The sequence below is a fragment of the Synechococcus sp. CBW1108 genome (assembly GCF_015840335.1).
GTDB lineage: Bacteria > Cyanobacteriota > Cyanobacteriia > PCC-6307 > Cyanobiaceae > Cyanobium_A.
The window spans coordinates 2,793,003-2,817,191 of record NZ_CP060395.1 but is presented as its reverse complement, the minus strand read 5'-3'; the positions used below and the strand labels follow the sequence as shown (position 1 = coordinate 2,817,191).

Sequence of the window (24,189 nt, the reverse complement as noted above, 5' to 3'; positions counted from 1 at the left end):
CTGCAATTTATTTTGCAAGCATTTCCTTTATTCGCTTCGACTGGGAGCCAGCAACGCGGGCGGAACCATCGGGACTCAAGCTGGGCGCCGGCTGATAGCGGGAGGGCTGGACGTCCTTCACACGTACGGCGTAGACGTGTAAACCGATCGCCAGGCCCAGCAGGAGCAGCAGGCTGAGGGCTGAGCCGTGGCTGCCTTCACGGCTGGACATCGGCATCAGCAATGGTGCGCAGGAGTCGGCCCATGGCTAGGCAGCAGTGGCAGCCATTATCCCAGCCGAAACCTGCTCGCATCCGCCGGTGGGCCGTTTGCAGGCCAACGCCGTGGGCGCAAGAGAACGGCTGCAGATAGTGATGTGCGAGGTTGCTTAAAGTTTTCTGGGGGCTGGTTTCAGGCCTATTAGTCCCCCCCCCCCTTGCCAGGCTTGTCGTCGTCATCGTCATCCCGCTTGTCGTCGTAATCACCGAGGCTGCGGAACATCAGTCCGCCACCCGCCGCAATCATCACGATGTAGGTGGCCAAGGCCAAGAGGGTGGTGGGTATGAAGGTGAGGCGAATGCTGTTGAGCACCCCGACTCCTAATGCGGCCACAGATCCGCAGACAAGGAGGTTGGCCCAGCGCTTGTAGGTCCCGGTAAACAGCAGGCAGACGCCAATGCCCAGTGGGATCATCAGCAGTCCCATGCCAGGGGTGCCGAAGGGCACCATGGAGCCACCGCCGCCGTAACGCCCCCAGCCACCACCGCGGTAAGTGAAGGCTGAGCTGGCCATCACCTGATTGGCAAGTAAAAAGATGCCGCCGCCGAAGAGGGAGCTCCCGGTAATGAATTGGATGAAATCGTTGGTCGGATTACGGGACATGGCATGAGAGGGATGTTTCCAGGTTGCTGCAAGGTGAATCCACAAGCCATCATCACAGCGTCAGCCCTGACCGCCATACCCCAGTTCGCCGTGTTTTTCGCTACGGGGTGGAGTAGCGGCCCCGCAAGGGATTAAATGAAGAGAGCGGCTGCGCAGTCATTACCGCGAGGATCTGACGAAATGGCGGGGACTTAAGGATCGACGCGGATCTCCCAGCCTGAGAGCACGGTGGGCCGATCTCCAGGGCCGCGGGTGATCGTGTAGGCGAAGCGGCTGCCATCGGGGCTGATGAAGCTCACCAGGGTCTGACCGTAGGGATAGGCAGCCCTCCCGATGCAGTCGGGGCTCACGCTGTAGGTAGTGCGCATCGTGCCGGTGGCGCCCCCGGTCCCACGGTAGGTGAGTTCGACGCCACCTTTGCCGTCGTACACCTCACGGCCGGCTTCGGCGTAGGGCTTGCCATCAAGCATGCCGACTGAGCTGTAGAGGTAAGTGCCCTTCAGAGTGGCGTTGTTGCAACGGCTGGATGGAGCGGAAGGCTGTTCCGCCCATGCGGCCGGGGCCCAGACCAGGGTGAGCAGGGATATCAACAGGGCAGGCAGTGTTAGCAGACGCAAACGGGCAACCATGGAAATGGAGGGAGACTTCCTCCAGGCAGCATGAAGGACCGTGGGCGCTCTCCCTTGCATGCCTCATTAACAGCAAAGGAAGCAACGGAGAGGGTGGGATTCGAACCCACGGAGGCTTTCACCTCGCCGGTTTTCAAGACCGGAGCCATCGACCACTCGACCACCTCTCCAGGGGTTGGTTGCGGCAGTGCCGAAACCAACCCCATGATCCCATGGGCTGGCCTAGTTGGCGGGTTTAGCCAGCGGCAGTAAGCATTTGTCGGAGTCGCAGCCCGCCGGGCCCGCTTCCACCAGCTCACCACGGTCGTAGCGCTGCAGGGCTTCGAAGAAGCATTCCACCCGCCTCCGGGCGCATACCTCCTCATTCATCCGCAGGTAGGTGGCCTGATCAATCGGTTCGAAGGGGAGGCGTGGGAAGGTGGCGTTGGCATCGAAGCGGGCCAGCAGCGCTGCGGAGATGTAGCCCTGGCCCTGGGCGATCGCCTGGTGGATGGCATCGGCCAGGGGCTCGATCTCGTGCTCGCGAAATTCGACGGTTGCTGAGGTGTTGTGGGCGGTGTAGTGCTGCTGCACCTGCATGTAGAAGTCAAACTGGGCCAGGGCGGAGAAGTTGTTGATCTCCACCGCATCGGCGCCGGGGATGTTGGCCCAGCTCACCTCGGTGGGGATCTCCACCAGCCATTCGGTGCAGCGGGGATCAAATGGGTCATTCAGCAGGCGGCCCTGCTCGTCCTTGTCGCTCTGGGAAGGCACGATTGTGTAGCCATAGTCCATGCAGGCCAGCGCCACCGGATCGTTCTTGCGGAAGGTGATGCGGCGGATGAAGCGCTGGGCTTTGGGGGGGTGCCAGCCGGGGGAGGCGCCGGTGAGCAGGCTCTTGGTGCCTGCAGGCTGCACGGTGGTGCAGCGGTTGGGGCGGCGCAGGCCGTGGCGGTCGCAGTAGTCCCAGACCGCCGTATCGACAATCTGTTTCCAGCGACCCAGGTAGGCGGCCTCCTGGGCCTTGTAGGAGAGGCCCGCTTCGCTGTCGGGACGGCCCGCTTCCCACCACTTCAGCCAGGGCGTGCCGAAGGCGTGCACAAAGAAGTCAAATAGGCCCGTGAAGCTCACCCCCACGATCGGATCCCAGGCCCGACTCTGGCGATAGCGCTCCACCTCAAAGCGGTGGTTGAGCAGGCAGGCCACCGCCAGCCCGGCGGCGGTGAAGGCCTCCTCCTGGCCCGTCAGGTCGGCCGGATCGATCTGGTTGAGGTGGATTTCGGCCAGGTTGCAGTGAAAATCTGCGCCGAGGATTTCGCCGCAGGGATTGAGGCCATAGCGGCAGAGCCGGTGCTCTAGCTCGGCGGCGCTGATCTCCGGGTGGTGGGTGGTGAGCCAGCGGCCGGCCTGCTCCCGGCCCTGGTCGCAGTAGATATCGATGAATTCGGTCCGCAGCTCCGGGGTGCTGAGCAGGTCTGCGTTGGAGCGGGCGATCGCTTCAGGGGCGAACTGGATGGCGCCCTCCCCGCTCTGGAACTGCTTGTTGACTGCCTCCAGCACCGTGGCCCGATCGGGACGACTGTGGAAGACCCGGGTGTGGTTGGCCATGCGCAATGCATCGCGCTCGGGGTCGATGCTCCAGTTGCCCTCGCCATCCTGTTGCCAGAGGTTTTCCTTGGCGCCAGCGGCGGAATTGTCTTCGGCGCAGAACTGGCGCATGCCGGCACTGCGGCGGATGTTGCCGGCCACGATCGTGACGGCGGCCTCATCGATCAGCAGGCAGCACTCCACCGAGGTGAGTTGCCGGCCTTGGGCCCTGCCCAGGATCTGGGCTACGCGGCCGTAGAGGTCTTTGAGCTTCACCGGATTGGCCATGCCGCCAAAGCCCTTGAGGGTTTCGCCCACGGGCCGCACGTCGGAGAGATCGACACTGATCTCGATCGGGCTGGTGGCGTCGAACCGCTCGTCGCTGCAGAGGTCGAGCAGCAGCTGATAGCTATCCACCCAGCCGCGGCGGGTGTCGCCCACCTTGATCGCCACTTTGTTGCCGCTGATGCTGTGGCTGGTGTGTTCCTGGCGCTGGCCCGCGGGCGTGGCGCCGATGTCGGTGACGCCGGTGATGCTCAGCTGGTTGCGCACCGCCGGCAACCTATTAATCAGGTGGGGCTCAATGATGGCGCCGGTGCCGCAGCCCATCATCGCCAGGTCCATCATCAGCCCGAAGGCTTCCCAATCGACCAGGTTGGTGGAGGTGCAGTTATAGGCACCGGAGAAGTTCTGCTGCTGCTCGATCCACTCGGTGCCGCCGATCCACAGCCAGCGGCCCGAGGGCAGGGCTTTCTGCTGCTGCTGCATGCGGCGCAGCAGGGAAACCTCAGTCCCATCGAGATCGCCCAGGCGGCGCAAGCCCTCCAGGTTGCGCTCGGCCACCTGGTGCCAGCTCTCCCGGCCGCTCTCGGTCTTGCGGCTGTAGGTGCGATAGAAAACCGGATTGGCCGCCGGGGCGGTTGCCGGGAAGTCGTGGGCCTCTCCGGCCGGGCTGCCGGCAGCACCGGCAAAAGCCTTCTCAGCCGCGGCTTTATCCCTTGCCTCACTGGCGGCTGGAGGCGGTGTAGCGGAGAGGGTCACTGGCGGCACTGCCCAACTATGAGTCGAACCTTAACGCCACCGATGGGGTGTGCAAGCGGCCGATGCCACTACCGGCGGTGGCCTGCCAGGGCCGGCCACACTGGGCTCCTGTAGGTGCTGGGCTGGGTGGATGGCTTTGGAGCGAACCCCTGAGCCCGAGTTGATGGATGGCCTCGAGCAGGTGCGCTCCTATGCCGCAGCCGACTTCAACGACTCTGACCAGGCCATGTGCGAGCGGCTGGCGGAGCTCTGTGGCGGCGATCCCGGCCCGCAGCTGGTGGATCTGGGCTGCGGCCCTGGCAACATCACTTTCCGCCTGGCCCGGCGCTGGCCCGATGCCGCGGTGCTGGGGCTTGATGGGGCGCCGCAGATGTTGGCCGTGGCCCGCCAGCGGGCAGCTACCCAACCGGAGCTGGCCGGCCGATTGATGTTTGAGCAGGCCTTGTTGCCCCTCGTGGATCCGGGCGAGTGGGAGGGGGCCTTCTCAATGGTGGTGGGCAACAGCCTGTTGCACCACCTGCACGATCCGGCGGTGCTCTGGCAGGTGGTGGCCCAGCTGGCTGCCCCGGGGGCCTTTGTGTACATCCAAGACCTACGCCGCCCTGCCAGTGTCGAGGCGGTGGAGGCGCTGGTGGTTCCCCAAACGGAGGGGGCGCCCGAGGTGTTGCGCCGCGACTACCGGGCCTCGCTGCATGCAGCCTTCACTCTTGAGGAGGTGGAGCAGCAGCTGCTGGAGGCCGGACTGGCGGACAAGCTCCAGGTGGCGCCGCTGCAAGAGCGCTACCTGGAAGTTTGGGGGCGGCTGGGTTAGTCGGGAACCATGTGCCTGTCAGGCTGGGCCGATGACCACCAGCACCACCACCACCTCCCCCGAACTGCAGGCCCTGGCTGAGGCCGTGGCCCGCCGCCGCAATTTTGCGATCATCTCCCACCCGGACGCCGGCAAGACCACCCTTACCGAGAAGCTGCTGCTCTACGGCGGGGCGATTCAACAGGCCGGGGCGGTGAAGGCCAAGGGTGAGCAGCGCAAGGTGACCTCCGACTGGATGGAGCTCGAGAAGCAGCGGGGCATCTCGATCACCTCCACCGTGCTCCAGTTCGACTATTCGGGCAACACGATCAACCTGCTCGACACCCCCGGCCACCAGGACTTCTCGGAAGACACCTACCGCACCCTGGCCGCCGCCGACAACGCGGTGATGCTCGAGGACGCCGCCAAGGGCCTCGAACCCCAGACCCGCAAGCTCTTCGAGGTCTGCCGGATGCGCCAGATCCCGATCTTCACCTTCATCAACAAGATGGACCGGCCGGGGCGGGAGCCCCTCGAGCTGCTCGATGAGATCGAGCAACAGCTGGGCCTGGCCTGCTGGCCGGTCAACTGGCCGATCGGCAGTGGCGACCGCTTTCGCGGTGTGATCGATCGGCGCAGCCACAACCTGATCCTGTTTCAACGGGCCGAGCGCGGCCGGGCCAGTGAGGAGAAAATCCTTTCGGTGCAGCAAGCCCGCGACACCGGAGCCGTGGAGCCGGAGCTGTTGGATCAGGCCCTTGAGGAGCTGGAGTTGCTGGAGGGGGCCGGTGCCGACCTCGACCTGGAGCTGGTGCACGGCGGTGAACTTTCTCCTGTTTTCTTTGGTTCGGCGATGACCAATTTCGGCGTGCGGCCGTTCCTTGATGCCTTTCTGGAGCTGGCCCAGCGGCCCGCGGCCCGGCCCAGCAGCGCCGGGGTGATCGAGCCGATCCGGCCGGGATTCAGCGGTTTTGTGTTCAAGCTGCAGGCCAACATGGACCCCCGCCACCGCGACCGGGTGGCCTTCGTGCGGGTGTGTTCCGGCAAGTTTGAGAAGGACATGACGGTGCAGCACGCCCGCACCGGCAGGGCGATCCGCCTGTCGCGGCCGCAGAAACTCTTCGGCCAGGACAGGGAGGTGGTGGACGACGCCTACCCCGGCGATGTGATCGGCCTCAACAACCCAGGCATGTTCGCCATCGGTGACACCCTCTATGTGGGCCCCCGCATCGAATACGAGGGCATTCCCTGCTTCACCCCCGAACTGTTCGCCTGGTTGCGCAACCCCAACCCCTCGGCATTCAAGAGTTTCCGCAAGGGGGTCAATGAACTGCGGGAGGAGGGGGCAGTGCAGATCCTCTACGACATCGACGAGAGCAAGCGCGATCCGATCCTGGCGGCGGTGGGCCAGCTGCAGCTCGAGGTGGTCCAATACCGCCTCGAACATGAATATGGCGTGCAGACGCGCCTTGAGCCCCTCGGTTTCAGCGTTGCCCGCTGGGTGCAGGGAGGCTGGCCGGCGCTGGAGCAGGTGGGGCGGATCTTCAACTGCAAGACCGTGCGCGATGCCTGGAACCGGCCCGTGCTGCTGTTCAAGAACGACTGGAACCTGGGCCAGCTTCGCGACGACCACCCAGACCTGGAGCTCAGCGGTGTGGCCCCGGTGGTGAGTGGGGTTGAGCCGATCGCCCTCTAGCCACGCAGGGCAGCCGCGCGCGCCAGAATAAAAAGTAACGAACCATCACAGCGATGCCGAAGCCACTCTGGCTGGTGCGTCCCCGCCCGGACGGGGGCTGCGATTACGTTAATTTCCTGCCGGCCCAGGGGCCCATCGGCGCCACCACGGTGGAGATGCGGGAAGGCAGCCACATGCCGCCCCAGCTGCCCCTGCTCAAGCACCGCAAGCGACTGGGCGCTGAGGAGGCCGAACGCTGCCGCCGCAAGCTGCAACAGGAGGCGGGGTTTTACTGCAGTGAACCCCTGTTTTAGCCAGGCCTCGATACGCTTCCTACCGGGAACGTTCTGACCATTCCCCAGGCCTGTTATGTCCCAACGCTCCGATCAGCCCACCCCGGCCGCCGAACCCTCCGGCCCCTACGAGCGGCTGGGCGTTGCTGCCGATGCGAGCTTCGACGAGGTGCAGGCAGCCAAGCTGGCCCGACTCGATGAGGTGGGCGATGACTCCATGGCCCGCTCCCGGATTGAGGCCGCCTACGACTCCGTATTGATGGAGAGGCTCAAGGCCCGCCAACAGGGTCGGGTGAGCACGGCCGCCAAGACGGCCTCCCAGCGCGAACAGGTGGCGCCACCACCCCCGCGCCTGGCCGTGCCCTCCCTGCCCCAGCTGCAGTTGCCCCGGATGGCCGCCCCCAGGCTGGCCCTGCCAGGCCTGGCCCTGGCAAGTGGCCGGGAGCTCTGGTTTCCGTTAGCCAGCGCCGGGGTCCTGCTGCTGCTGTTGCTGCTGGTACCCAGCTTCCCTGCCGATCTCGTGCTGGCCTTGGCCACGGCCATGGCCGTGATCAACCTGCAGTGGCGCCATCGGCGCTTCCTGGCTGCCGTTGGCTGGGGATTTGGGCTGCTTTGCCTGGGCCTGCTGCTCGGCGCGATTCTCACCGCCGCCCTGCCGGCCAGCCTGCCCCTGGGTCTCCCCTTGAGCCCACTGCAGCTGCAGAGCCTGCCGGCCCTCCTGGTGTTGCTGCTAGGGGCCCTTTGGCTGGGTTGAGCTAGGCCAATTCGGCGATCAGTTTGCTGAGTTCAGCGCCTTCTACCGCGTAGACGGCGCTGCAGAAGTGGCAGGTGAGTTCGGCCCGGCCGTCCTCCGCCAGCATCTCGCTGAGCTCATCGCGGCCCAGCAGTTTCAGGGCGCTGACGCTGCGCTCGCGGCTGCAGCGGCAGTGGAACCGTACCGGCGTGCAGCCAGTGGCGGCGTTGAGGGGCTGGGGGTCGAGGTCGGGAAAGATCGCTTCCAGCAGGCCCTGCAGATTGCCCTGGCACTCCGCCAGCCGCTGACTGAAGTGGCGCACCTCCCGGCAGCGCTCCTCGAGCAGGGCCACCAGGGCCGGCTCGTGCGCCGCCTTAGGCAGCACCTGAACCAGCACGCCGCCGCAGCAGCGCACGCCGTTGCTGTCGATCTGCTCGCCGACGAACACCGCTGAGGGGGTCTGCTCGGAGTGCAGCAGGTAGGAGGCGAGATCGTCGCCGATGCCGCCGCTCACCAGTTCTACCGTGGAGCTGAATGGTTCGCCCTCGCCCAGGTCGCGCACCACGTGCAGGTAACCGGTGCCGCAGGCGCTGCGGAAGTCGAAGTGGGCCAGGCCGTCGGGGCCCGTCACCGGGTCCAGTTCCAGGGCCGGGTTGCCCACATAGCCGCGCACGGTGCCGTTGCGGCCTGCGTCCACCATCAGCCCCCGCAATGGGCCATCCGACTGGATGCGCAGGTTGACGCGGCCATGGGCCACCTTCATTGAGCTGGCCAGCAGGAGCCCGGCCGTCATGGCCCGGCCCAGCAGGGCACTGGTGAGGTAGGAGAGCCCATGGCGCTCGCGGGCGATGCGACTGGTGTGGCCGCTGCTCACCGCCACCAGCCGGATGCCGCCTCCGGCGGCGGTAGCCCGCAGCAGCTGGTCGCTCAAGGCTTGCCTCCCGGGGATGGAGCCATCGTAGGAATCCGGCAGAGCGGCTCCAGCACGCCCTGCTCCAGCTGCCAGCCGCCGTTGATCACCCCCCCGAACAACTCGGGTTCATGGGTCACCACCAGCACGGCCCTCTCCCGGGCGAGGCCTGCCAGCAACTGGAGGATTTCGCCCCGCACCGCCCAGTCGAGGCCTGCGGTGGGTTCATCCAGCAGCAGCACCCTGGGGTTGCGCAGCAGCTGCACCGCCAGAGCCAGCCGCCGCTGCTGGCCGCCGCTGAGTTGCTCAGGCGGCTGCTGCAGCGAAAGCCCCCCTAAGCCCACCTGCTCCAGGGTTTTTTCAGCCTCCTCAGCGGTGAGTCGCCGCTGGCCGAGTTTGAGCTCCTGGCCCACGCTCAGCCCGAGGAAGTGGCGCTCCGGGAATTGAAATACCAGCCCACAGAGCCAGCGTCGCTGGCGTGCATTGAGGGCTTCCCCCTCCCACAGCACCTGGCCGCTGCTGGGTTCGGCCAGGCCACCTATCAGTTCGAGCAGGGTGGTCTTGCCACTGCCACTGCTGCCGGCCACCAGGGCTGGCTGCCCCACCGCCAGCTGCAGGCTGACCCCGCGCAACACTGGCTGGTCGGCCGTGGCCGCCTGATAGCAGAGGTTGCGCAGTTCAAGCATCGACCCAGCATGCCGGCGGGCGTGTTTGATGGGGGCAGTTTTCTCGCCTTTTCCCCTTGCCATGGAGGTGCGCTTCCGCGAGTTCAATCCCTTCAACTGCTGGATCTGGATGCGCTTCCCCCACCCGGTGGGTGCCGGCGAGCGGGGTTACCTGGAAACCGCCTTCGACAGCTGGTTTTTTCTCGGCAAGCTGGGTGGCTTCAATGCCGAAAACCTCCAGGCCCACGAGGAGGGGGCCGAACTTGGCTGGATGGACTACAGCCACGAAGGGGCAGCGGCGGCCCTGCCGGCCCTGATGCACAACATGGGCCCGATCGAATACCAGGAGGAGTGGGCACGCTGCTGGGTTGATCTGGGCACCAGTGATGCCATCGCCCTCGATGTGCTGATCAATGCCCTGGGCCAACTCAACAACGACGTGCTCGAACTCGAGGAGCTGCTGATTGGTGGTCTCAACGATGACTGGCCGATTGAGGAGCAGCCCGAGGCGATGTTCGCCGGCCTCGACGCCATCGACGACTAGGCGAAGCTGTGGCACGGGAATTGCGGCGGCTGTTGATTCCCCCCGAGCGGCTGGCGGCCCAGGAAGTGGCCCTCGAGCCCGGCGAGGCCCACTACCTGGGCCGGGTATTGCGCTTGCGCCCGGGGGATCGCTTTGACCTGGTGGATGGGGCCGGCCGCCTCTGGAGCGCCAAGCTCAGCCAAGTAGATGGGGCCGTGCTCGAGCAACCGCTGCAGACCCCGCTGCAGCAGCAAAAGAAACCCGCCCCCCTGCTGGAGTTGGCCCTGGCCCTGCCCCGCCGGGACGCCGATGTGCTGCTGCGGATGGTGGTGGAACTGGGGATAGATCGCATCTTGCCCCTGCGGGCAGAGCGCAGTGTCGGGCCTGATGGGCCCAGGCCAGAGCGCGGGGCCGCCATCCTGCGGGAGGCTGTGGAGCAGTGTGAGCGCCTCTGGCAGCCCGAGCTGCGCTCCCCAGTGGCTGCCACCGCGCTGCTGGGGCTGCCGCCGCCCCATGGTGCCGGCCGGGGCCTGCTGGCCAGCAGCCGCAAGCTGGGCCTCCCCCTACTGCAGGAGCTCCTGGTGCCCCTCGCCCCAGGGCCCGCCAGTGCCGGCGAGGGGCTGGTGGTGGCGATCGGCCCTGAGGGTGGCTGGAGCCCGGCGGAGGAGGGGCTGGCGCTGGAGCAGGGCTGGCAGCCGGTGAGCCTGGGGCCGACGATCCTGCGTTGCAGCACCGCCGCCGTGGCGGCCGCCGCCCTGCTCAGCCATTGGCGCCAGAGCCTGGTCTCCTAGTTGCGAAACATGCCGGCGGCCATCGCCTTGTAACCGGCCAGGTTGGCTCCAGCCAGCCGCCGCCGGTTGGGCAGGGCATTGGCGGGATTGAGGCACTCCGGGGCGAAGGTGGCCAGGCTCGGAGCGGGCAGGGCTTCCTGGGCAGCGCGCAGCTCGGCGGCGATCGCCTCTGCGGTGGTGAGGCTGGGCTGGCTGCTGGGCTGGGCTGCAGGGGCCGGGGCCGGGGCCGGATTTGAAGCTAGAACCGCCGCTAATTTGCCCTCAGCCGCCTTGGCAGCGCTGGGTTTGGGCTCGGCGATCGCCACCTTGGCCGGGGTCGCACCCTCACTGCCCAGGTCTAGAAAAAAAGCGGGCTTGCGGTTGAACAACATTGCTGCAGCAGCGTTCTGCAACGATTATGGCCGGCCACTTTCCCCGATCCACCAGCACCTTGGCAGTCCAACACACTTTGGCTATGCGATCGCCCCTGCGTGCCCATTTCTGAGTTGGCCCTGGTTGCCCCCCAGAGCTGGGGCCACTGGTTAGGTGCCCTGGCCCTCAACGCCGGGCTGATTGCCCTGGCCCAGCGACTGCCGGTGCTGACCCGAGCCGGCTGGGTCCATGCCGGCTGCCTCGGCACCCTGCTGTGGGGCTGCCTTGGGCCACCGGGCTGGCTGGCGGTGGTGCTCTACCTGGTGCTGGGGTCGGCGGTGACCCGCCTGGGGTTTCGCGCCAAATTGGCCCGCGGTCTGGCGGAGGCCCGCGGCGGGGCCCGCGGCCCCGAGAACGTCTGGGGCTCGGCCGCCACCGGCACCCTGCTGGCGATGGCTGCCACCCTGGCACCGCCGGCTTGGCAGCCCCTGCTGCTGATCGGCTTTGCCGCCAGCTTCGCGGCCAAATTGGCGGACACCTTCGGCAGTGAGATCGGCAAGCGCTGGGGCCGCCACACCGTGTTGATCACCACCCTTCGCCCGGTCCCCCCCGGCAGCGAGGGGGCGATCAGCCTCGAGGGCACCGCCGCCAGCCTGGTCGGCAGTGCCCTGATGGCCCTGCTGATGCTGGCCCTGGGATTGTTGTCTGATGCTTCCACCTGGTTGCTGGTGACCCTGGTGGGGTTGGTGGCGACCCTGCTTGAGAGCCTGATTGGGGCCACCGCCCAGCAGCGTTGGCTCTGGCTGAGCAATGAGCTGGTCAATGGGATTCAGACGGCCATTGCCGCCTTGCTGGCAATGGCGCTTTGGATGGCGCTTTCAGAGGCGCTGGCTGGGATCTGGCCCGCGGCCGCCTGAAGCCAGCCCAGCAGGGTTTCGCCCCGCTGCTGGGTCTGGCGGCAGCTCAGGCGCAGCTCCAGTGCCAGTTCTTTCCAGCTCCGCCCTTCGAACCAGTGGCCCTCCAGCAGGCGTTTGTCCTGGGTGTCGAGTTGCTCCAGTTGCGTCAGCAACCACTGCTGAGGCCCCTGGGGGACATCGCCAGGATCCCCTGCCTCGGCGGTTGCCCAGCTTGGAGCGCCCTGGGCTGCCAGCTGATCGAGCAGGCAGCTGGGCTCTCCAGCGTCTTCACCGCCAAGTGGGGCATCGAGGCTGCACACCTGCAGCGCCCGCTGAACCGCGGCTGCCTCCTCTAGTTGGCCGCTGCGGCAGCCCAGCTCCGCGGCCAGGGCTTCGTTTGCCAGGGGTGCCTGGCCCCTGCTGCGCCGCTGCTCCTGCAGGCGCCTGGCCCGCTGCTGCAATTCCCGCAGTCGCCGGGGGGTACGCAGGGGCTGGCCGTTGTCTCGCACGTCGTGCAACATCGCCCCTTTGATGTAGGGAACGGCAAAGCTGCTGAGGTTGCAGCGCTGGCGCAGATCAAAGGCCTCCACTGCCCTGATCAGGCCCAAGTTGCCGGCCGACACCAGCTCATCGAAGGGTTGGCCACTGCGCAGGCTCTGGCGCTGGGCCACCATCCGCACCAGGCCAAGGTTCACTTCCACCAGGGCGTTACGCCAGCGCAGGCGGGTGTTTGCGTCGGGGCTGGCGGCCATGGCTTCCAGCCAGCTGCGGTTGCGCTCGTGGATCTGACAGGTGGACATGGGCATCGGGATGTCGGTGTTTCCACCGTCGCCGCGGCAGGGCCCCGCCCAGCTCCCCCCAGCGGGGGAACCGGGACCACCCCCCTGGGGGATTTACCGCTCACCCCATCGGCGTTAGGCCCGCCAGGGGCACCAGGTCGGCCCAGGCCAACAGGGCCGGCCAGCTACTGACCCGGCGGTAGACCTGCCGGTGCCCCTCGCTGTTGAAGTGCAGGCCATCGCCGGCCAGCCACTGGGGCCAGTCGGGGTCTGCCAGCAGCCCCTCCAGCAGGGGCAGGAAAGGCACATCCGCTTCCAGGCAGGCCTCCTCCAGCAAACCCTCATAGCGGCGGATGTCGTCCAGCCGATACCAGAGCACCCCTGCGTAGGGCATGGCCGCCTCGTCCACCGGGGTGAGGCCAATCACGTGCACGGGTGCGATCGCCTTGGCCTGGTGCAGCAACTGCTGCAGGCCAAATAGGAATCCCTCCCCGTCGAGCTGGGGCCGGCCATTGGCTCGCCCCACCCGGGCGGTGTCGTTCAGGCCTACTCCCAGCAGGATCCCCTGGGGTTGCTGGCGCCTTAGCTCGCCGCGGCAGCCCACCTCGGCCTTCAGCCGGGCCGCCAGCCGCTCCAGCCCGTCGCCGCGCACGCCCAGGTTGTAGAGCACCGGGCCGCCGGGCAGCTCCATCCAGTGGCGCCGCAATCGCTCGCACCAGCCCCCCTCCAGCGGGTCTCCCCAGCCGAAGATGCCGCTATCGCCAAGCGCCACCAGCTTCCTGGGGTGGGCCATCACCATGGGGGGTCTCCAGAAGCCAGAGGCGTGCGCGGTCGCTGAGATCTTCCCCCAGCAGGGTCAGCGCTGCATAGACCAGCACCAGAGCTAGCAGCTCGTCACCGGCAAAGGAACTGAGGGACTCCAGCAGTTGGCTGCCCAGGCCCGTGGCCCCCACCAGGCCCACCACCACCGATTCGCGCAGAATCACATCGCTCCGGTAGGCGCCATAGGCCAGGTAGGGGCGGGCCAGAGAGCTGAAGCGGCCGTAGAGCAGGGCCAGCCGGGGCCCTGCCCCCGCCGCCAGCAGGGCCTGCTGCTGGGGGGCTCCGCTGGTTTCGGCTGCCTCCAGCAAGAGTCGGCCCAGAATGGCGAGGTTGTGGAACCCCAGGGCCAGGGCGCCGGTGACCAGCCCGGGCTGCAGTACAAACAGCAGCAACAGGGCTGTCAGCGGTGGCGGCCAGAGCCTCCCCAGGGCCCACAGCCCTTGCACCAAAGCCAGCAGGGGCCGACAGGGCTGCACGACCAGCAGCATCAATGGCGCCAGACCCACGGCCAGGGCTGCGGCCAGCAGGGTGAGCAGCAGGGTGCTGCCAACCAGGCTCGCCCAGGGCAGGGCCAGCATCGCCCCCCAGTCGGCCGGGCCCAGGGGGGGCAGGCCCTGCCAGCGCAGCAGGCCGGCGGGGTCGATCCCAAGCTGCCAGGCCACCAGGCCCAGGGTAGGCAGCAGCACCAGGCCAACCGCCAGGATCTCCTGGCCCTGCCGGCCCACGCCCCGCTGGTTGAGTCCCAGCCGCACCGGCATGGCCCAGCGGCGCCGCAGCCAGCCCACCAGGGTCTCCAGCAGAAGCATCACCGCCAGCAGGAGCCACAGGCCGGTCCAGAGTTCCCTGAAGGCCAGCGACTGCAGGGTGAGGCGCAGCTCGGTGCCCAGGCCCCCCAGACCGAATACCCCCAGCATGGTGGCGCTGCGCAGGGCACATTCGAGCCGGTAGCCGCTGTAGCTGATCACCTGGGGCAGCAGCGGTGGCCCCAGGGCGGTAACCAGAGCTGCCGGTCCGGCTACGCCGCCACAGCGCAGGGCCTCCAGGTTGGCGGTTGGCAGGGCATCGAGCAGGTCGCTCACCACCCGGGCCACCAGGGCCCCGAAGGGAATGGCGATCGCCACCACCGCCACCACCGGCTGGAGTCCGACCACCTGCAGCAGCAGCAGTCCCCAGAGCAGTTCATGAATGGAGCGAGGCAGGGCCAGTAGGCGACGGATCCAGCTGGCTGGAGCGGCGCTGCCGTAGCAGGTTTGCCACACCACCCGGGAGCTGGCGATGCCGAGCAACAGTCCCAGGGCCAGGCTGGCGGCCCAGCCCAGCAGGGCGATGCCCGCCGTAACGCCCAGGCCCCCCAGCACCGATCCCACCACGAGCGGCTCCAGGGATGGCTGCAGGGCGGCGGCGGCAAACTGGCCCACCAGCTCCCAGCCGCCGCCATGGCTGATCCCGGGCAGCAGGGCCAGCACCGGCAGGAGCACCAGGGCGGGCAGCAGGACCCACAGCGGCGCCGCGGGCCTCATGGCCTCTCGGCACCGGCGTAGAGCGCCTTGAGCTGGCTTGTCTCGAGACTGGAGCCGGGCTGGTCAAATACCAGCTGGCCGGCCCGCAGCCCCACGACCCGGTCGAAACCGACCAGTAGGTCGGGGCGGTGCAGGCTGAGCAGTAGGGCCCTTGGCGGGCTCGCCAGCTCCAGCAGCAGGGCCAGCAGATCGGCGGCCAGGCGTGGATCCAGGCTGGCCAGGGGTTCATCGGCGAGCAGCAGTAAAGGCTCCTGCCGCAGCAGCCTGGCGAGGGCCACCCGTTGGCGCTGGCCCCCGGAGAGGGCCGAGACGGGCTGGTTAAGCAGGGCCGGATCTAGATCGAGCCGTTGCAGCACCGCCGCGCAGGCTGCGGTTTCCAAGGGCAGCAACAGGTTGAGCAGGGCCCGCGGCCAGCCCCATACCGCCAGCCGGGCGGCGTTGAGGTTTTGCTGCACCGTGAGCTCCTCGATCAGGCGCAGGTCCTGCCAAAGGGTGCCGATGCGTGCCTGCTGGCGCCGCCGGGCGCGGACTGTCCGGCCCCGGGGTTCCCCCTGCCACCGCACGTTGCCCTGGTCGGGGGCCAGCAGGCCATTGGCCACCGCCAGCAGGGTGCTCTTGCCGGCACCGCTGGGGCCCAGCAGGGCGACCCGTTCCCCCGGCTCCAGCTGCAGCGACACCCGATCCAGGCGAGGTTGACTGCGGCCCTTGACGGTGATGTCTTGGAGGATCAGTAGGGACGTCACATGCGGGCCTGGTTCATCTGGTGATCTGGCTTTTAGGCTTGCCGGCTGAGCATCTCTTGCAGTTTTGCCTGCAGGCTGTCGCGAACCTCCGGATCTCCCACCAATCGCAGGATTCCATCCCGGGGCCACCAGTTGAGTTTCAGATTGCTGACGCCATCTTCAAAAACGGCCAGCTCAAAAGCCCCCTTGTGTTGCCATTGACACGGCACCCCGAGTTGGGCAACCAACTCCTTGAGCTCGTCCAGGGATCCCTTGAACTCCACGGCGAACTGGGCGGCAGCAGCCTCGAGACTAGGCCCCTACAAACCGAAAACTTTCTGATTTCAGTAGCAATGGGCACGCTTGCTGAGGTCTTGAATTGCCCTTTGTGTAGGGTTTGAGGCAGGATTTCTGGGGTTAATTCTGGCCTCCTGTCCATTCATTTTGATTCTTTAATAGTGTCAATATCCTCTCGTTCAGATGAATTTGTCGGTATTTTTGGTCTATTTGATCAAGACGGCGATGGGAAAATATCTGCCGATGAAGTGGAGCATGTTCTTGCCAGCATGGCTGGAGTGATTGCCATTGAAGATCGCCAAGCTCTGCGTGATCTGGTTGGCTGCGATGGCGAGGTGGAGCTGGCCGCCTTCAGCCGCTGGGCCCAAGGCCGGCAGGGTTTGGCCGTTGCCTCATGCCTGCGCGAGATCTTTGAGTTAATAGATAGCGATGGCAGTGGCAGCCTCAATTTCCGGGAGCTGGAGGTGCTGCTCGCGGCCCTGGCGCCCGCCTGCGCAGATCTGCCAGCGGCAGAGCGGTTGCTGGCAGCCCTCGATCGAGATGGCGACAACTGCATCAGCGTTGAAGAATTTCTGCAGCTACTCGAAGCCGATGCGGTGATCGAGCTGTCGCTGGCAGATCTGAAGCGACTCAAAAAGACCCTGGCTCAGTATGTAAACGCCTCCAGCCGCTCCAGGGTTGCCTTGGTAGAGGTCGACTGCGACCTCGGTGCTGGCACGCCTGGAGCAGGTTCTGGCATTGATTTGCTCAAGCAGGCCGCTGCCCGTCAGCAGGAGCTACGCCAAATCAGCGATCGTTTAATTGAGGAAATAAAGGGTCAGACCAGGCCAGGCGCCCGAGCCGCGGAGCTGGGCCCCGCCACCTCCACCCCCCACGCACGCCATATCGAGACGATTGCCGGCGTGATGCGGGACGCGGCCGCCTTGGTGGCCTCCAGCCTGGAGCGCGGGCTGTTCCCAATCGTGATCGCTGGTGATCACTCCACGGCTGCCTCCACCATCGCCGGCATTCGCCGGGCCCATCCCGAGCGGCGCCTAGGTGTGGTGTGGATCGATGCCCATGCCGATATCCATTCCCCGTACACCACGCCCTCCGGCAACATGCACGGCATGCCTTTGGCCATTGCCTCGGCTCACGACAACACCATTGAGGCCATCAACGAGCCCGATTCCACGACCAGGTTGCTTTGGAAGGAGCTCCAATATCTCAATGGCACAGGATCGCCGTCGATCATTCTTGAAGACCTGATTTATGTGGCAGTTCGTGATACGGAGCCGGCGGAAAATATCACGATTGAGCATTTCTCCATACCGATCATTACGACGGATGATGTTCGGCGATTCGGACCAGAGCAGGCATCCCAGCGCTGCCTAGACCATCTCAGTCAGGTCGATTTGATCTATGTAGGGCTTGCTGAATTTCATTCGCGGGTTTTTCGTCCGCGCCAAGGGCCGCGACTCAGCCTGCAGCGCCAAGCGCTGGTGACCTCAATTTTACTCCTAGAAGCTGACTAAGCAGCCCACAGAAGCGCTGGACGGCGCCAGGAGGCGAGCAAATAGAGCATCAGGATGTACACAGAGACAAGAATAGATAATAAGAGGCGCAGTAGCCTGAGAACCTTCTCGGCATTCATCACAAAGAACGCCATCGTGATCACCGTTCTTGATGTTTCAATCAGCTTGGTCATGATCCGATCCAGTCCATATTTCCGTTTGCTCGTTCCGATTCTTCCCTCGATCACGGAACGCTTTCTCAAGTCTGATTTAAAAAGCTCTTGTTGCTCTGCTGTCTGCACCTCGGCCTCTACCTGCTTCTTGCGTGGACGGCCACTGAGTCTGATGTTATTTTCTGCGCAGAACTTCTTGTTGCCTAATGTCATATAGATTGAATCGGCACAGATTCGTGCTGGATAGTACCCTCGCTCTTCCTTGTATTGCTTGGTACGTGCGATCAGGTCGTTGGCTTCATTGTAGTTGTCCCAGCTGATTCGATCCACATCGACAAAGCCATTATCATCTGATATTGAGATCTTCGCACCGAACTCTGTTCGCCTTCCCGCCTTGCCCCTCACGATCGGCCGCACGTGTGGTTTTGACAAATTGACAATCCGATCGTCGATGCGCCGGCTATCAGCGTCATACATCTCCTGCTGCTGCCGGTACAGTTCACTGGTGATCAGCAGCTTGCGGTAGAGCTGGGTTCCAAGCTCCAAAAGCATGGCACCGCAATGGATCATCTGATCAATTGCTCTGAGGTTTCTCCGGATCTCGTTGAGCTGAAAGCGCTTGACTTCACGGATCTCGGCGCATTTGGGCTTTTTCTTCTTGATGATCGCCAGAAACCGATTCCGAGCTTTATCCCGGTTGCAGCGGGGTTTACGATTGATCTTTCCCTGCAACTGCTTGAACAGTTCGTCGATGATCTTCTCAGTGGCCTCTCTCGCTTCGTTGAGCAACCTCAGATCTACTGGGTAGGGAATGTCATCAGGCACGCAGGTTGCATCAAGAATCAGAGTACCCCAGTTACTTTCAGGATCCAACGTTGCAGGCTTCACCCCTAGCGCTTCGTCGATGGCAGCAAGCTGTTGCTCCTCTTCTTGTTCACTATCATCCTCCTCCGCCGAAACCAGCATCTCTTTAATCATCGCAATGCCATTGGCCTTGGTCATGTCATTGCAGATCTTGATCAGATCAGGGCCAATGCGCTTACGAAAATGCACCATCATCGATGGATCAAACGGGGGCATTGCCTGGTATGCACTCAAGCCAATGAAAAATTGTAGATACGGTGATTCCGTGATCAGCTGAACTGTTTCGCGGTCTGTCACTCCCAGGCGTTGCTGGATGTACAGCGCACCGAACGCCATCTGAAACGGCTTGGCCGGTGCTCCTGTCTTGGCACTGAATTGGGGTGCATACTGGCTTTCCAGCGGCATCCATGGAATCAGGTTACGAAGCAGAAGCCAGCGATTATTAGGATCTAGTTTGCCGCCGAAGGGCGTGTAAAACTCCTCGATCGATAGCTGACCTGCGTGCTGAAAAACGTACATTGGCGTGTCAGCAGATTGTTCTAAGCCAGGAATGGCTCCATTAGGCTCATTTTAACGTGAGACCATCCCTGGAATCAACTGCGGCGCAATGGATATCGGTTCCTCAGCAAGCCCTATGTAAGCTTTGATGTGGATTCCATGGACTCCACTATCTGTAAGGGCACCGGCACGCCCGTGCCTGGTGGCATTTGGGTTGATGAGGCTCGCCAGCTCACCCGGTGCCTACTGGCAGACCCCAGGGTCTGCTGCTGGGAAATCTGCGAGATCAATCCCCATCTAGATACTCTAAATACCTTGGCTGAAGTGTCACTGAGCCTTTATCAGGAGGTGTTAGAGGTGCTCGACGCCCGTCTCTAGGCCGATGGACAGGCCTGAGAAATCGGCTTTTGAGCTGCTTAGAGATTTGCTCGAGCCTGCTGTTGACCTGCCCTCCAGGCTTCAACGGCTGTTGCCCACTATGGGCACCCTGCATCAGCTGCATCGCCCAGTAGCACGACTCAACCCCGGCCTGGTTTCGCTGCTGGCGTGTTTGCGTGGCTTTGCCCAGGTGATCTTCATCAACAATCCCCTCAGCGGTCTGGTGTTGCTTCTCGCCTTCCTGGTGCAGTCGCCATGGTGTGCCCTCTTGGCCCTGCTGGGTACCGCAGCTTCCCATTGCACAGCTCGGCTTCTCGGCTTGGCTGAGGGGTTGCGGAGCGAGGGGATCTACGGCTTCAACGGCGCCCTGGTGGGCTGCGCCGTCGCCAATCTCGCCCAGTTCGATCGCCCCTTGTCCAGCTTGATTTGGGCTGTTTTGGTGCTGCTTGGTGGGGCGCTGACCACCTTGCTGCTTGAGGGGCTGGGCAGGGGAATCAACCGTTCCCTGGGGCTACCACCACTCACCCTGCCTTTCATTCTTGTTAGTTGGGGCTTGCTGGGGTTGGCTTCGCTTGCGCCGGCGGCGGCATTGGCGCTGGCCGAACCGACCCCGATGCCCGAGCTGGCCAGCACCTCCCAGGCCCTCGCCCATGGGCTGCTTCGATCCGCGGGTCAGGTTTTTCTCTGCCCAAACCCCTGGAGTGGCTTGCTGGTGTTAATTGCTACAGCCCTCGCCAGCCCCCTTGCCGCAGGCCTGGGTTTACTTGGTGCCCTAGCTGGCATGGCAACCGGCCTTCTGCTCGATGTCCCTTTGGGCGCGATCGCCCAGGGCCTCTGGGGATACAACGGCTTGCTGGTGGCGATTGCCTTGGGTGGGATTTTTTACGCCCCCAGCTGGGCCAGCTTGGCGGTGGGTCTGGGAGGGGCGGCTCTGGCGAGTCTGTTCCAGTTTGGCTGGGGCCTCACTCCAGCCCAGGGCTGGCCTTCGCTCACCTTGGCTTTTGTGCTTGCCACCTGGGTGATTCAGCTGCTGGTGCGTCGTGCCTTGCCGGCCCTGATTCCGGTTTCGCTGCACGCCATCTTGACTCCGGAGGAGCATCGCCAGCGCTATGTGTTGGCCCGCACCCTGCTTGCCGATTTTCGTCAAAACCTGCACCTGGCAATCAGCGGCCAGCGCCGCGCTTTTTTGGCTGGACGGGTTCCGGCGCTGCTGCGGCAACAAATGTCGGCCTTGTTTCAGCGACTCGATCAAGACGGCAATGGCGATATCAGTGCGGCGGAGCTGCTCGATGGTCTGGGGATTGATCCCCAGCAAGCCGGAGAGGCTGGAGTGCTGGCAGCCCAGTTGGCAAGTGTGCTGCAGGCCATGGACCTGGATGGGGATGGCCGGGTGGATGCCGAGGAGTTTGGTGAGCTGATGCTTCGCCTGCAGCGCTTGCGCCTTGGCGAGGCTCGCCTGCTCAACTATCTGCTGCCAGTCGATGCCAACGGCGATGACAGGCTTGATCCGGCCGAACTCAGGCGTCTGCTGGCCAGTGTGGGCGAACGTCCCCTTAATGCTGAGGAGGAGTCCTATCTCTTCAGCCACTCTGCCGATGGCCTCACCTGGCTCCAGTTTGTAGACCACCTGCTACTTACATGAACCTGCCATCCCAACCTGAGCGCGCCTTCAGGCCAGGGTGAGGCGGTAGACGATCAGGGCGAGGATCAGCGCCACCAGGGACATCTCAATTAGGTCAGGGCCTCGGGAGTTCATGGCCAGATCAGCGGCGGCGCTGTTCCAGCCTGGCGGCTGAAGGCAGCACCAGGGCCAGCGCCAGCAGGGGGATCTCAATCAGCAGCTGGCCATTGCCGAAGGCGATGAAGCCCAGATCCAGAAAGGCGATGCTGTGCAGAAATAGCGACCAGGCCTCATCGGATTCCGTACTGGCCCTGCTCCAGAGCGTCAGCCCTGCCAGCACCAACACCAGATCGATCAACCAAACCATGGACCCCATCCCCCCTGGCAACTGATTTTGGATCCGATCAACGAATTTTGCCGATCTGGCGGCCCACCTGCTCGATCTTCTTGTATTCAGCCGGGTTCACGGTGGTGAACTGCTGGGTCCCAAACAGGTTCAAGATCTGTTTCTGCTCGGGATCACTGGAGCGCCAACTGAGAATCGCCTGCTGCAGTTTGGTGCTGAAGCCCTTGCCGAAGCGTTGGTTGAGGTTGGGCTGGCCTAGCCACAGGTAGTCGGGGTAGCTGGGGGTGCGCCAGATCTGCACCACCTTGGCCCGGTTTGCCTTGCCGCTGCGCAGGCTGCTCTTCCATACCTGCTCATTAACCGCGCCGGCGTCGTAGGCCCCGCTTTGCACCAGAGCAATTGTGGCGTCGTGGCTGCCGCTGAAGCCTGGGGCGCCACCGGCGAAGTCGTCGAGGTTGACGCCAGCCTGGCGGAGAAAGTATTCGGGCATCAGCCGGCCAGAGGTGGAACTCTCCGAGCCGAAGGTGAAGCGCGTGTTTCTGAGTGCCACCAGGCCCTTCTGGTTCTGGATCGGCTTGAGGCCACTGCGGGTGTTGGCAATGAACACGCTGTAGAACTGGGCATCGATGTCTCGCTGGGCCAGCATCTGGGCCCCTGCTTTCTGCAGGCTGGCCTGCACGCCGGTGAGCCCGCCAAACCAGACCAGATCCAGGCTTCCGGTGCGGAATGCACTGACGGCGGCCGTGTAGTCGGTTACGGGCACGTAGGTAACCTTTACGCCTAGTTGCTGGCTGAGCTCGTTGGCCACCAGGGAGTAGAGGCGATTGAGTTTTTCGGGGTTCTGGTCGGGGATGGCGCCGATGCGCAGCTCAGGTTTGGAGTTGGCCTGCTGCACCAGGGCCGCCGGCACAAGCGCCAGACAGAAGCCAGCCAGGAGGGTCAGAAAACGTTTTCGGCTGGTCATCGCGGATCTACTGGCTTGGGCTGGGAATTGGGCTGGTGTTTTTTAGAGGGCTGCAAGGAAGCGCTTCAACCTTTCAAGCCCATCGGCCAGGGTGGAGGGATTGGCTGCGCAGGAGAGGCGGATGCAGCGATCTTCCCCAAAGGCCACGCCAGGTACAACCGCCAGCCCCACCTCATCGAGCAGGCGATTGCAGAAGGTCATCGAGTCGAGCCCATGGGCGCTCACATCGGGAAAGGCGTAGAAGGCACCCTGGGGCGGCTCGAGCTTGACCCCATCCATACCTGTCAGGCCTGCCGCGAGCAGGTTGCGGCGCTCGTCAAATTTGGCTGCCATGGCCCGCACGCAATCCCGCGGGCCGTTGATCGCCGCCAGGGCACCAAACTGGGCAAAGCTGCAGACGTTGCTTGTGCTCTGGCTCTGCAGGGCACTGGCGGCCGCCACCACCGTGCTGGGGCCGGCCAGCCAGCCCACGCGCCAGCCGGTCATCGCCCAGCCCTTGGCGAAACCGTTGACCGTAAATACCCGCCCGGCCAGGTCGGGGGCTACGGCGGCCAGGCTGTGGTGGCTGTGGCCTGGCGCCAGTAGGAATTCATAGATCTCATCGCACACCACCGCCACTTGGGGGTGGCGGCGCAGCACCGCGGCAATCGCCTCGAGTTCCGGCCGGCTCAGCACCATGCCTGTGGGATTGCCGGGGCTGTTAAGTACCAGCAATTTGCTGGCCGGGGTGATGGCTGCCTCCAGCTGGGCTGGATCGAGGCGGAACCCCTGGGCTGGGGAACAGGGGATCAGGGCCACCGAAGCCCCAGCCAGCTGGGCCATCTCCGGGTAGCTGAGCCAGTAGGGCGAGGGCAGCAGCAGCTCATCGCCGGGGCCGAGCAGCACCTGAAACAGGTTGTACAGAGCCTGTTTGCCGCCGTTGGTCACCAGCACCTGCTCGGGGCTGATGGCCAACTGATTTTCGCTGCAGAGCTTGGCGGCGATGGCGGAGCGCAGGGCGGGCTCACCGGCAGCGGGGCCGTAGCGGGTGTGGCCGGCCTCCAGGGCGTCGGCAGCGGCCTGGCGGATGAAGGCCGGGGTGTCGAAATCCGGTTCGCCGGCGCTGAGGCTGCAGACGTCCTTGCCCGCTGCCCGGAGGGCCTTGGCCCGGGCGGAGATGGCCAGGGTGAGGGAGGGCTTGAGGGCCCGGGCCCGGGCTGAAAGAATCGGAGTGGTGCAAGGCGCGGCGATCATCCCTGTGTCCGGCATCGGGACGCGCGGCATCAGCTGTGGCGGACATCTTGCCCTACCGATTTCCCGCCTAGGGTTCAGCCGGGCACGAAACGCAACGGGCATAAAACCCACCCCCTGCTCCATAGAGATGGCAGCCTCGCTTGAACTGGCCCCAGCCCTGCAGCAACTCACTGAAGCCTGCGCCGCCTGTCGCCGCTGTGGCCTGGCCGTAGAGAGGCAGCAGGTAGTGGTGAGCCGGGGCAATCCCGCCGCCCGGCTGATGCTGATCGGCGAGGGCCCCGGCGCTCAGGAAGACAGCACTGGCTTGCCCTTTGTGGGTCGCTCCGGCCAGCTGCTAGACCAGCTGCTGGCTGCCGCTGGCATCGACAGCAACCGAGACGCCTACGTGGCCAATGTGGTCAAGTGCCGCCCGCCGCAGAACCGCCGACCCACGGCGGCGGAGCTGGCGGCCTGCCGCCCCTGGCTCGATCGGCAGATCGCTTTGGTGAATCCGGCCGTGATCCTGCTGGTGGGGGCCTCGGCCCTGGAGGGGGTGCTGGGTATTAGGGGCGGCATCACCAACCTGCGGGGCCAGTGGCGCGCCAGCGAGATCGAAATTTTGCGGGGCCGGCGCCTGATGCCCGTCCTGCATCCCTCCTATCTAATGCGCTTTAACTCGCAGGCCGAGGGCTCGCCCCGCGCGCTCACTGCAGCCGACTTCCAGGAGGTTCGCCGATCCCTGCTGGCCCCTTGAAAGGATCGGCGGCCATCCTTTT

27 protein-coding genes, 1 tRNA gene and 1 pseudogene are annotated in these 24,189 nt (G+C 64.8%); 12 read left to right on the top strand and 17 right to left on the bottom strand.

What is annotated here, in order from left to right:
- Positions 1 to 7: 7 nt before the first annotated feature.
- The 5 genes from H8F27_RS15230 to nrdJ form a co-directional block, all read right to left on the bottom strand.
- Positions 8 to 211 carry a hypothetical protein gene (locus tag H8F27_RS15230; protein WP_197149214.1) on the bottom strand — a complete coding sequence of 68 codons (204 nt, stop codon included), beginning with the start codon at positions 209 to 211 and terminating at the stop codon, positions 8 to 10.
- A 188-nt stretch (positions 212 to 399) separates the two neighbouring features.
- Positions 400 to 861 carry a hypothetical protein gene (locus tag H8F27_RS15225; RefSeq protein ID WP_197149212.1) on the bottom strand — a complete coding sequence of 154 codons (462 nt, stop codon included), beginning with the start codon at positions 859 to 861 and terminating at the stop codon, positions 400 to 402.
- A 191-nt stretch (positions 862 to 1,052) separates the two neighbouring features.
- Positions 1,053 to 1,490 (bottom strand): hypothetical protein, encoded by a 438-nt coding sequence (locus tag H8F27_RS15220; protein WP_197149210.1) that lies wholly within the window; start codon positions 1,488 to 1,490, stop codon positions 1,053 to 1,055.
- A gap of 85 nt (positions 1,491 to 1,575) precedes the next feature.
- Positions 1,576 to 1,660: transfer RNA gene (locus H8F27_RS15215), tRNA-Ser, on the bottom strand.
- A gap of 52 nt (positions 1,661 to 1,712) precedes the next feature.
- Complete coding sequence (gene nrdJ / locus H8F27_RS15210; protein WP_197149208.1) at positions 1,713 to 4,097, bottom strand: ribonucleoside-triphosphate reductase, adenosylcobalamin-dependent; 2,385 nt, start codon at positions 4,095 to 4,097, stop codon at positions 1,713 to 1,715.
- Between the two features lie 130 nt (positions 4,098 to 4,227).
- On the opposite strand from nrdJ, the gene H8F27_RS15205 reads away from it, so the two are divergent.
- Genes H8F27_RS15205 through H8F27_RS15190 form a run of 4 tightly spaced genes read left to right on the top strand, consistent with a single transcriptional unit; the run spans position 4,228 to position 7,609 of the window.
- On the top strand, positions 4,228 to 4,908 hold the full coding sequence (locus tag H8F27_RS15205; RefSeq protein ID WP_231596338.1) for a trans-aconitate 2-methyltransferase: 681 nt from the start codon (positions 4,228 to 4,230) through the stop codon (positions 4,906 to 4,908).
- Positions 4,909 to 4,939: 31 nt separating this feature from the next.
- Positions 4,940 to 6,583 (top strand): peptide chain release factor 3, encoded by a 1,644-nt coding sequence (locus tag H8F27_RS15200; RefSeq protein WP_197149206.1) that lies wholly within the window; start codon positions 4,940 to 4,942, stop codon positions 6,581 to 6,583.
- 53 nt (positions 6,584 to 6,636) lie between these two features.
- Positions 6,637 to 6,876, top strand: a complete 240-nt coding sequence (locus tag H8F27_RS15195) for a DUF1651 domain-containing protein (RefSeq protein WP_197149204.1) — start codon at positions 6,637 to 6,639, stop codon at positions 6,874 to 6,876.
- 55 nt (positions 6,877 to 6,931) lie between these two features.
- The gene (locus tag H8F27_RS15190) at positions 6,932 to 7,609 is read left to right on the top strand and encodes a CPP1-like family protein (protein WP_197149203.1); all 678 of its coding nucleotides are present in this window, start codon (positions 6,932 to 6,934) and stop codon (positions 7,607 to 7,609) included.
- A gap of 1 nt (position 7,610) precedes the next feature.
- Here the strand turns inward: H8F27_RS15190 and hslO are convergent, their stop codons facing one another.
- Both hslO and H8F27_RS15180 read right to left on the bottom strand, forming a co-directional pair.
- Positions 7,611 to 8,519, bottom strand: a complete 909-nt coding sequence (gene hslO / locus H8F27_RS15185) for an Hsp33 family molecular chaperone HslO (RefSeq protein ID WP_197149201.1) — start codon at positions 8,517 to 8,519, stop codon at positions 7,611 to 7,613.
- A complete protein-coding gene (locus H8F27_RS15180; RefSeq protein WP_197149187.1) occupies positions 8,516 to 9,184 on the bottom strand; it encodes an ABC transporter ATP-binding protein in 669 nt (222 codons plus the stop codon). The genes hslO and H8F27_RS15180 overlap by 4 nt, the downstream gene beginning before the upstream one ends.
- 61 nt (positions 9,185 to 9,245) lie before the next feature.
- On the opposite strand from H8F27_RS15180, the gene H8F27_RS15175 reads away from it, so the two are divergent.
- Positions 9,246 to 9,707 carry a DUF3531 family protein gene (locus H8F27_RS15175; RefSeq protein ID WP_197153634.1) on the top strand — a complete coding sequence of 154 codons (462 nt, stop codon included), beginning with the start codon at positions 9,246 to 9,248 and terminating at the stop codon, positions 9,705 to 9,707.
- 8 nt (positions 9,708 to 9,715) lie between these two features.
- Positions 9,716 to 10,477 (top strand): 16S rRNA (uracil(1498)-N(3))-methyltransferase, encoded by a 762-nt coding sequence (locus H8F27_RS15170; protein WP_197149186.1) that lies wholly within the window; start codon positions 9,716 to 9,718, stop codon positions 10,475 to 10,477.
- Here the strand turns inward: H8F27_RS15170 and H8F27_RS15165 are convergent.
- Positions 10,474 to 10,869, bottom strand: a complete 396-nt coding sequence (locus H8F27_RS15165; RefSeq protein WP_231596337.1) for a hypothetical protein — start codon at positions 10,867 to 10,869, stop codon at positions 10,474 to 10,476. The genes H8F27_RS15170 and H8F27_RS15165 overlap by 4 nt on opposite strands.
- Before the next feature lie 84 nt (positions 10,870 to 10,953).
- Here H8F27_RS15165 and H8F27_RS15160 point away from each other — a divergent pair, with 84 nt between their 5' ends.
- Positions 10,954 to 11,745: a TIGR00297 family protein gene (locus H8F27_RS15160; protein ID WP_370594522.1), complete on the top strand. Its 792-nt coding sequence runs from the start codon at positions 10,954 to 10,956 to the stop codon at positions 11,743 to 11,745.
- Here H8F27_RS15160 and H8F27_RS15155 read toward each other — a convergent pair.
- The 5 genes from H8F27_RS15155 to H8F27_RS15135 all read right to left on the bottom strand — a co-directional run bounded on the left by H8F27_RS15155 (position 11,658) and on the right by H8F27_RS15135 (position 15,851).
- Complete coding sequence (locus tag H8F27_RS15155) at positions 11,658 to 12,524, bottom strand: sigma factor (RefSeq protein WP_197149182.1); 867 nt, start codon at positions 12,522 to 12,524, stop codon at positions 11,658 to 11,660. The two genes, H8F27_RS15160 and H8F27_RS15155, sit on opposite strands and share 88 nt — an antisense overlap.
- Positions 12,525 to 12,624: 100 nt before the next feature.
- Positions 12,625 to 13,302 (bottom strand): GDSL-type esterase/lipase family protein, encoded by a 678-nt coding sequence (locus H8F27_RS15150; RefSeq protein ID WP_197149181.1) that lies wholly within the window; start codon positions 13,300 to 13,302, stop codon positions 12,625 to 12,627.
- Positions 13,259 to 14,845, bottom strand: a complete 1,587-nt coding sequence (locus H8F27_RS15145; protein WP_197149179.1) for a phosphonate ABC transporter — start codon at positions 14,843 to 14,845, stop codon at positions 13,259 to 13,261. Before H8F27_RS15145 ends, H8F27_RS15150 begins: the two co-directional genes overlap by 44 nt.
- Positions 14,842 to 15,588: an ATP-binding cassette domain-containing protein gene (locus tag H8F27_RS15140; protein WP_197149177.1), complete on the bottom strand. Its 747-nt coding sequence runs from the start codon at positions 15,586 to 15,588 to the stop codon at positions 14,842 to 14,844. Before H8F27_RS15140 ends, H8F27_RS15145 begins: the two co-directional genes overlap by 4 nt.
- Positions 15,589 to 15,620: 32 nt before the next feature.
- Positions 15,621 to 15,851 carry a hypothetical protein gene (locus H8F27_RS15135; protein ID WP_197149174.1) on the bottom strand — a complete coding sequence of 77 codons (231 nt, stop codon included), beginning with the start codon at positions 15,849 to 15,851 and terminating at the stop codon, positions 15,621 to 15,623.
- 174 nt (positions 15,852 to 16,025) lie between these two features.
- On the opposite strand from H8F27_RS15135, the pseudogene H8F27_RS18355 reads away from it, so the two are divergent.
- A pseudogene (locus H8F27_RS18355) lies at positions 16,026 to 16,121 on the top strand (hypothetical protein); the annotation flags it as partial.
- Positions 16,122 to 16,133: 12 nt separating this feature from the next.
- Positions 16,134 to 17,378, top strand: a complete 1,245-nt coding sequence (locus H8F27_RS15130; RefSeq protein WP_231596336.1) for an arginase family protein — start codon at positions 16,134 to 16,136, stop codon at positions 17,376 to 17,378.
- Here the strand turns inward: H8F27_RS15130 and H8F27_RS15125 are convergent.
- The gene (locus tag H8F27_RS15125) at positions 17,375 to 18,913 is read right to left on the bottom strand and encodes an IS5 family transposase (protein ID WP_197149060.1); all 1,539 of its coding nucleotides are present in this window, start codon (positions 18,911 to 18,913) and stop codon (positions 17,375 to 17,377) included. The two genes, H8F27_RS15130 and H8F27_RS15125, sit on opposite strands and share 4 nt — an antisense overlap.
- Before the next feature lie 78 nt (positions 18,914 to 18,991).
- Between H8F27_RS15125 and H8F27_RS15120 the strand changes: the two genes are divergently transcribed.
- Complete coding sequence (locus H8F27_RS15120) at positions 18,992 to 19,270, top strand: arginase family protein (protein ID WP_255517768.1); 279 nt, start codon at positions 18,992 to 18,994, stop codon at positions 19,268 to 19,270.
- A gap of 46 nt (positions 19,271 to 19,316) precedes the next feature.
- The gene (locus H8F27_RS15115) at positions 19,317 to 20,912 is read left to right on the top strand and encodes an urea transporter (protein ID WP_197149171.1); all 1,596 of its coding nucleotides are present in this window, start codon (positions 19,317 to 19,319) and stop codon (positions 20,910 to 20,912) included.
- Between the two features lie 121 nt (positions 20,913 to 21,033).
- On the opposite strand, the gene H8F27_RS15110 is transcribed toward H8F27_RS15115, so the two are convergent.
- The 3 genes from H8F27_RS15110 to H8F27_RS15100 are packed head-to-tail and all read right to left on the bottom strand — an operon-like array spanning position 21,034 to position 23,434.
- Positions 21,034 to 21,258: a hypothetical protein gene (locus H8F27_RS15110; RefSeq protein WP_197153632.1), complete on the bottom strand. Its 225-nt coding sequence runs from the start codon at positions 21,256 to 21,258 to the stop codon at positions 21,034 to 21,036.
- A gap of 37 nt (positions 21,259 to 21,295) precedes the next feature.
- On the bottom strand, positions 21,296 to 22,201 hold the full coding sequence (locus H8F27_RS15105) for a putative selenate ABC transporter substrate-binding protein (RefSeq protein WP_197149169.1): 906 nt from the start codon (positions 22,199 to 22,201) through the stop codon (positions 21,296 to 21,298).
- A gap of 42 nt (positions 22,202 to 22,243) precedes the next feature.
- The gene (locus tag H8F27_RS15100) at positions 22,244 to 23,434 is read right to left on the bottom strand and encodes a pyridoxal phosphate-dependent aminotransferase (protein WP_231596335.1); all 1,191 of its coding nucleotides are present in this window, start codon (positions 23,432 to 23,434) and stop codon (positions 22,244 to 22,246) included.
- Positions 23,435 to 23,561: 127 nt separating this feature from the next.
- On the opposite strand from H8F27_RS15100, the gene H8F27_RS15095 reads away from it, so the two are divergent.
- Complete coding sequence (locus tag H8F27_RS15095; RefSeq protein ID WP_197149165.1) at positions 23,562 to 24,167, top strand: uracil-DNA glycosylase; 606 nt, start codon at positions 23,562 to 23,564, stop codon at positions 24,165 to 24,167.
- Positions 24,168 to 24,189: the final 22 nt, after the last annotated feature.

Coding starts and splice junctions, on each gene's coding strand:
- H8F27_RS15230 (WP_197149214.1), bottom strand. CDS start 211: ATGTCCAGCCGTGAAGGCAGCCACGGCTCAGCCCTCAGCCTGCTGCTC.
- H8F27_RS15225 (WP_197149212.1), bottom strand. CDS start 861: ATGTCCCGTAATCCGACCAACGATTTCATCCAATTCATTACCGGGAGC.
- H8F27_RS15220 (WP_197149210.1), bottom strand. CDS start 1,490: ATGGTTGCCCGTTTGCGTCTGCTAACACTGCCTGCCCTGTTGATATCC.
- H8F27_RS15205 (WP_231596338.1), top strand. CDS start 4,228: ATGGCTTTGGAGCGAACCCCTGAGCCCGAGTTGATGGATGGCCTCGAG.
- H8F27_RS15200 (WP_197149206.1), top strand. CDS start 4,940: ATGACCACCAGCACCACCACCACCTCCCCCGAACTGCAGGCCCTGGCT.
- H8F27_RS15195 (WP_197149204.1), top strand. CDS start 6,637: ATGCCGAAGCCACTCTGGCTGGTGCGTCCCCGCCCGGACGGGGGCTGC.
- H8F27_RS15190 (WP_197149203.1), top strand. CDS start 6,932: ATGTCCCAACGCTCCGATCAGCCCACCCCGGCCGCCGAACCCTCCGGC.
- H8F27_RS15180 (WP_197149187.1), bottom strand. CDS start 9,184: ATGCTTGAACTGCGCAACCTCTGCTATCAGGCGGCCACGGCCGACCAG.
- H8F27_RS15175 (WP_197153634.1), top strand. CDS start 9,246: ATGGAGGTGCGCTTCCGCGAGTTCAATCCCTTCAACTGCTGGATCTGG.
- H8F27_RS15155 (WP_197149182.1), bottom strand. CDS start 12,524: ATGTCCACCTGTCAGATCCACGAGCGCAACCGCAGCTGGCTGGAAGCC.
- H8F27_RS15150 (WP_197149181.1), bottom strand. CDS start 13,302: ATGGTGATGGCCCACCCCAGGAAGCTGGTGGCGCTTGGCGATAGCGGC.
- H8F27_RS15145 (WP_197149179.1), bottom strand. CDS start 14,845: ATGAGGCCCGCGGCGCCGCTGTGGGTCCTGCTGCCCGCCCTGGTGCTC.
- H8F27_RS15130 (WP_231596336.1), top strand. CDS start 16,134: ATGGCTGGAGTGATTGCCATTGAAGATCGCCAAGCTCTGCGTGATCTG.
- H8F27_RS15125 (WP_197149060.1), bottom strand. CDS start 18,913: ATGTACGTTTTTCAGCACGCAGGTCAGCTATCGATCGAGGAGTTTTAC.
- H8F27_RS15110 (WP_197153632.1), bottom strand. CDS start 21,258: ATGGTTTGGTTGATCGATCTGGTGTTGGTGCTGGCAGGGCTGACGCTC.
- H8F27_RS15105 (WP_197149169.1), bottom strand. CDS start 22,201: ATGACCAGCCGAAAACGTTTTCTGACCCTCCTGGCTGGCTTCTGTCTG.
- H8F27_RS15100 (WP_231596335.1), bottom strand. CDS start 23,434: ATGATCGCCGCGCCTTGCACCACTCCGATTCTTTCAGCCCGGGCCCGG.
- H8F27_RS15095 (WP_197149165.1), top strand. CDS start 23,562: ATGGCAGCCTCGCTTGAACTGGCCCCAGCCCTGCAGCAACTCACTGAA.